Here is a 4,918-nt window from a genome sequence, read left to right on the forward strand (position 1 = left end):
GAAATCCAAACAGAATCATTCATAAGCGGTGTTCCGTCATATGTCAAATAGGTATTTTGAATCTTTTATTTGATACATTACAAGCGTTAAACTATACACATTGATTGATGTGGGTTTTTGAAGCATATCAGATAAGCCAACTGCGACTAAGGTTCCGCCTGTCAAGAAAAAACTTCCATCATAATCGATAGCGCCGTTATCGTTACTTGTTGGTTCATCTACCAGCTATTTCAGATAAAGAAAATTTTAATCTTTTTTTGTTTTTTGTGTTGACTTTTTTTAATTTTCGCATATAATATTCATATAATATTATTAATATTAGAGATATTTAGTGGAGTGGGCAATTGCAGCCCATGCGTGCTAAATAGTTCTCTATTTTTTTTGTCTTTATTCAAATTTAAAATACCATCATATATTATTATTCAGCACAAACACCGTTAAACATTATTGCTGAACAAGCTGTTCCCCTCTTCTTAGCTGAAGATATACCAAATTTATTAAGAACGATCAAAGTACCAAAATGCACAAATTCTATTAGCAAAAGAGATTTTTTAATTAATGAATTTAAAAAATTTTCAAAAGATGATATTCTATGGAATACTATGTTTAATTTTATGTTTTTTACAGGTGCAAAGACCAGGTGAAGTTAGGATTTTTTCTAAAAAAGATTATTCAAATGCACTGCTTTCGCCATAGTTATGCATCAATGCTCATAACTATATGGATTGTTCTACAAAAGCTGTGGCAGAGTTAATTGGGAATATTGAAGAAAAGGTTATAAAAAATTATTCACATTTATATAAGGCAAAAATGCAACAATCAATAGAAAAATTAAACAGTTATTTAGATTTTGTACCCTAATTTTACCTAAAAATTTTAGAAAATAAAAAAAACCACTCTATATAGTGGTTTTTTGCTTTAAAATTATCAATTATTGAATAACTATAAATTTGGTGCCGAAGGCCGGACTCGAACCGGCATGGAGTTTAACCTCCGAAGGATTTTAAGTCCTTTGCGTCTGCCATTTCGCCACTTCGGCAAATATAACAAATCCAATATTTCAGATTTGTTATTTTATTGGAGGCACCACCCAGAATCGAACTGGGGAATAAAGGTTTTGCAGACCTCTGCCTTACCGCTTGGCTATGGTGCCTTATGTCTGGAGCGGCAGACGAGATTCGAACTCGCGACATTCGCCTTGGCAAGGCGACACTCTACCGCTGAGCTACTGCCGCATACTCCATTACATACACGCTGGAAGCTATGCATTTTGGTGGGAGCTACAGGGATCGAACCTGTGACCCCCTGCTTGTAAGGCAGATGCTCTCCCAGCTGAGCTAAGCTCCCGAACGTTTTATTAATATACCAAATTGTTGCGAAAAATGCAACAATTTCAACGCCCAAAAAGCCCTTATCTGCCTATGTTTTTTAAAAAAATTTTGGAAATTATTATATAAACATTATATATCATTTTAATATAAAATGTCATTTAGTTTTTGTCGGATAAGTACGCGAACGACTGCGTTTGCTTCTTTCATCCATGACTTTAAAAACATTTTCTATATCTATACCTTTGTCTTCCATTAGTACAAGTGTATGATAAAAAAGGTCGGCTATCTCTCCAGCCAAGTCATCATCACTGGTGTTTTTGGCTGCGATAATGACTTCTGAGGCTTCTTCCCCTACTTTTTTGCATATTTTATCTGTGCCGTTTTCCAGGAGATATGTGGTATATGAGCCTTCTTTAGGATTGATTTTTCTGTCTTTTATGGTTTTAATGTCCTTATAAAGTATTTGAGAATTATAAACCTGTCTAAATTCTTGCAAAGTATTAAAAAAACAAGAATATTTCCCTGTATGACAAGCATTTCCTTGCTGAACAACTTTAAGCAAAATACTGTCATAATCACAATCAAGCGCTATTGAAACGACTTCTTGATAACAACCACTTGTTTCGCCTTTTAGCCAAAGCTTATTTCTTGAACGTGAAAAATAATGTGCTTTTTGGGTGCTAAGCGTCAGATCCAATGCTTCTTTATTCATATATGCCTGCATCAAAACCTCACCTGTATAAGCGTCTTGAGCGATCACAGGAATAAGTCCGTTTTGATCAAATTTTATTAAGTTTAATATATTAACATCAATTTCATTATTCATAGCCTTATTGGAATTCCCTCTTTATATAAATATTGTTTTACATCGTTTATTTTCATAATCCCATAATGAAAAAGTGAAGCAGCCAAAACAGCATCACAGTTAGCGTCTTTTAACGCCTGCTTGAAATGAATCATTTCACCTGCTCCGCCGCTTGCAATAACAGGAATTTTAACTGCATCTGTTATTCGTTTTAGCAATTCTAAATCATAACCGTTTTTTGTACCGTCGGCATCCATACTGGTTACAAGCAATTCTCCTGCTCCAAGACTAGCTCCTTTTTTTGCCCATTCAATTGCGTCAGTCCCTGTATTCAGCCGTCCGCCGTTAAGATAAACATCGTAACCATTGTCTGCGTTTTTTTTGGCGTCGATAGCCAAAACCACGCACTGAGAACCAAATTTTACCGCAGCTTGTTTTATTAAATCAGGGTTTTTGAAGGCTGCTGAATTTATGCTGATTTTATCTGCACCAGCATTTAACAACACCCTGAAATCTTCAAGTTCTCTTATGCCCCCTCCTACTGTAAGCGGTATAAAAACTTGTTCCGCTGCCCGCGCTATGACATCTACCATGGTTTTGCGCCCTTCATTGGATGCTGATATATCCAAAAAAACTATCTCGTCTGCGCCCTCTTGGTTATAAAACTTGGCAAGTTCTACTGGATCGCCTGCATCAGCCAAATTGACAAAATTAACGCCTTTTACTACTCTGCCATGATGAATATCAAGACATGGTATTATTCTTTTGGTCAACATGACTTACTCCTGTTAATTGCCTCAACAAGATTAATCTTGTTTTCATACAATGACTTGCCCAAAATCACGCCATAAACACCAGCTTCGCAAAGTCTATTGACATCATCCATATCTTTTGCGCCGCCGCTGGCAATAACATTAAGCCCGCATTGATTTTGAATTTCTATCGTTTTTTGAATATTGATTCCCTGAAGATTACCGTCTCTGCTTATATCTGTAAATAATACGGTATGCACTCCCAAATCTTTTAGTTCTTTTCCCATATCAAGAATATTCTTTTTTGTAATTTCTTGCCAGCCTTTAACAGCCAAGAATCCGTCTTTTGCATCCATGCCGACTACAATTTTTGGACCGTACTTTTTTACCGCATCTTTTAAAATTTCAGACGAGGTATAAGCTATTGTTCCCAAAATCACTCTATCAGCTTTTAGTATTTCAAGCCTATAAGCAATATCATCCAAACTTCTAATGCCACCACCGATTTGAACCGGAATGTTTACAGTTTGGATAATGTCTTTAATAACATCAGAATTGCTATTATCGTTACTATCAAAAGCGGCGTTCAAATCAACAATATGTAAAAATTCAGCTCCTGCTTTTTTAAATTCCAATGCTTTTTCCAAAGGATTTCCATAAACCGTTTTTTGGTTTGGATCGCCTTTAACAAGCCTTACACATTGGCCGTCCATTATATCTATGGCAGGAAAAACAATCATTCATAACTCTCCAAAATTTTTTAGTATTTTAAGTCCAACTTCACCGCTTTTTTCGGGATGAAATTGCATTCCTAGGATATTTTTTTCTCTTACCGCTGCTGTAAATTTATGTCCGCAATAATCAGAATATGCTATTACAAAATTTTGAGAACAACTTGCATAATATGAATGCACAAAATAAACCATTGAATTATCTTGCACATCTTTAAATATCAAATCATCTTTTATTTCAAGACTATTCCACCCGATATGCGGAATTTTATAATTGGGATTATCAAACTTGATTATTTCACCTTTTATAAGCCCTAAACCCTCATATCGCCCATCTTCAAAGCTTACATCAAACAACAGTTGATGCCCTAAACAAATCCCCAGCAAATATTTGCCTTGTAGTACATTGCTTTTTATTGCCTGGTCAAGTCCTGTTTGTTGCAGCAAATTAATCGCATCTTTAAAAGCACCTACACCTGGTAAAATGATTTTGTCATAGTTCTGAAGATCTTCTTTTTTGGAAGTGATACAGGAGTTAAAGCCTAAAAATTCACAAGCTTTTTGGATGCTTCGCAGGTTTCCCATCCCATAATCAATAATAGCAATTTTCATTCAATAATACCTTTTGAAGACGGAATCTTATCAGACACGATAACAACACTTGCGCTTAAAGCCCTAGAAACAGCCTTAAAAGCCGCTTCTATGATGTGATGGATATTTTTCCCAGCCAGCTTATTTAGGTGCAGAGTAAACATTCCGTAGGTCGAAAGAGCCCTAAAAAACTCCTCAGCCAATTCTGCTTCGAAGTTCCCTATAATGCCTGAGCAGTCAAGGTCGCAAGCCAAAAAAGGACGTCCGCTGACATCAATAACAGCTCTTATAAGAGCTTCATCCATAGGGATAGTTTTTTCGGCATATCTGGCTATTCCCTTTTTGTCACCTAACAATGAATTGATTAATTTTCCTAACACAATGCCTACATCTTCTACCGTATGATGCCCATCTACTTTCAAATCACCTTTACATTTTACGGTAAGGTCAAAATTGCCATGAACAGCAAATAATTCAAGCATATGATCAAAAAAGCCTATTCCTGTATCAATATCGTTTTTTCCTTCACCGTCCAAATTAAGGCTTATATAAATATCCGTTTCTTTGGTAGTTCTTTTGAGTTCCCCTGCTCTTTTCATTGTTCATCCTCTTCGAATCTAATTTTAATAGAGTTTCCATGAGCCTGTAAGCCTTCGCAGTTACTTAGATTAATAATGTCATCTTTTACTTTTTTAAGTTGCTTTTTAT

The 4,918-nt window shown here is 35.6% G+C and carries 6 protein-coding genes and 4 tRNA genes; all 10 read right to left on the reverse strand.

Going from position 1 to position 4,918, the window contains the following annotated elements:
* Window positions 1-418: 418 nt before the first annotated feature.
* On the reverse strand, window positions 419-541 hold the full coding sequence (locus tag VIL26_04715) for a hypothetical protein (protein HEY8390238.1): 123 nt from the start codon (window positions 539-541) through the stop codon (window positions 419-421).
* A 410-nt stretch (window positions 542-951) separates the two neighbouring features.
* Window positions 952-1,039: transfer RNA gene (locus tag VIL26_04720), tRNA-Leu, on the reverse strand.
* 39 nt (window positions 1,040-1,078) lie between these two features.
* Window positions 1,079-1,153, reverse strand: a tRNA-Cys gene (locus VIL26_04725).
* 7 nt (window positions 1,154-1,160) lie between these two features.
* A tRNA-Gly gene (locus tag VIL26_04730) sits at window positions 1,161-1,235 on the reverse strand.
* A 36-nt stretch (window positions 1,236-1,271) separates the two neighbouring features.
* A tRNA-Val gene (locus VIL26_04735) sits at window positions 1,272-1,347 on the reverse strand.
* A gap of 138 nt (window positions 1,348-1,485) precedes the next feature.
* Window positions 1,486-2,157 (reverse strand): bifunctional phosphoribosyl-AMP cyclohydrolase/phosphoribosyl-ATP diphosphatase HisIE, encoded by a 672-nt coding sequence (gene hisIE / locus VIL26_04740; protein HEY8390239.1) that lies wholly within the window; start codon window positions 2,155-2,157, stop codon window positions 1,486-1,488.
* Window positions 2,154-2,912, reverse strand: coding sequence for an imidazole glycerol phosphate synthase subunit HisF (gene hisF / locus VIL26_04745; protein HEY8390240.1), 759 nt, complete (start codon window positions 2,910-2,912; stop codon window positions 2,154-2,156). Before hisF ends, hisIE begins: the two co-directional genes overlap by 4 nt.
* Window positions 2,906-3,628, reverse strand: coding sequence for a 1-(5-phosphoribosyl)-5-[(5-phosphoribosylamino)methylideneamino]imidazole-4-carboxamide isomerase (hisA, locus tag VIL26_04750; GenBank protein HEY8390241.1), 723 nt, complete (start codon window positions 3,626-3,628; stop codon window positions 2,906-2,908). Before hisA ends, hisF begins: the two co-directional genes overlap by 7 nt.
* A complete protein-coding gene (hisH, locus tag VIL26_04755) occupies window positions 3,629-4,231 on the reverse strand; it encodes an imidazole glycerol phosphate synthase subunit HisH (GenBank protein ID HEY8390242.1) in 603 nt (200 codons plus the stop codon).
* Complete coding sequence (gene hisB / locus VIL26_04760) at window positions 4,228-4,809, reverse strand: imidazoleglycerol-phosphate dehydratase HisB (GenBank protein HEY8390243.1); 582 nt, start codon at window positions 4,807-4,809, stop codon at window positions 4,228-4,230. Before hisB ends, hisH begins: the two co-directional genes overlap by 4 nt.
* Window positions 4,810-4,918: the final 109 nt, after the last annotated feature.

Source organism: Clostridia bacterium, from assembly GCA_036562685.1.
In the GTDB taxonomy this organism is placed as follows: Bacteria; Bacillota; Clostridia; order Christensenellales; family DUVY01; genus DUVY01.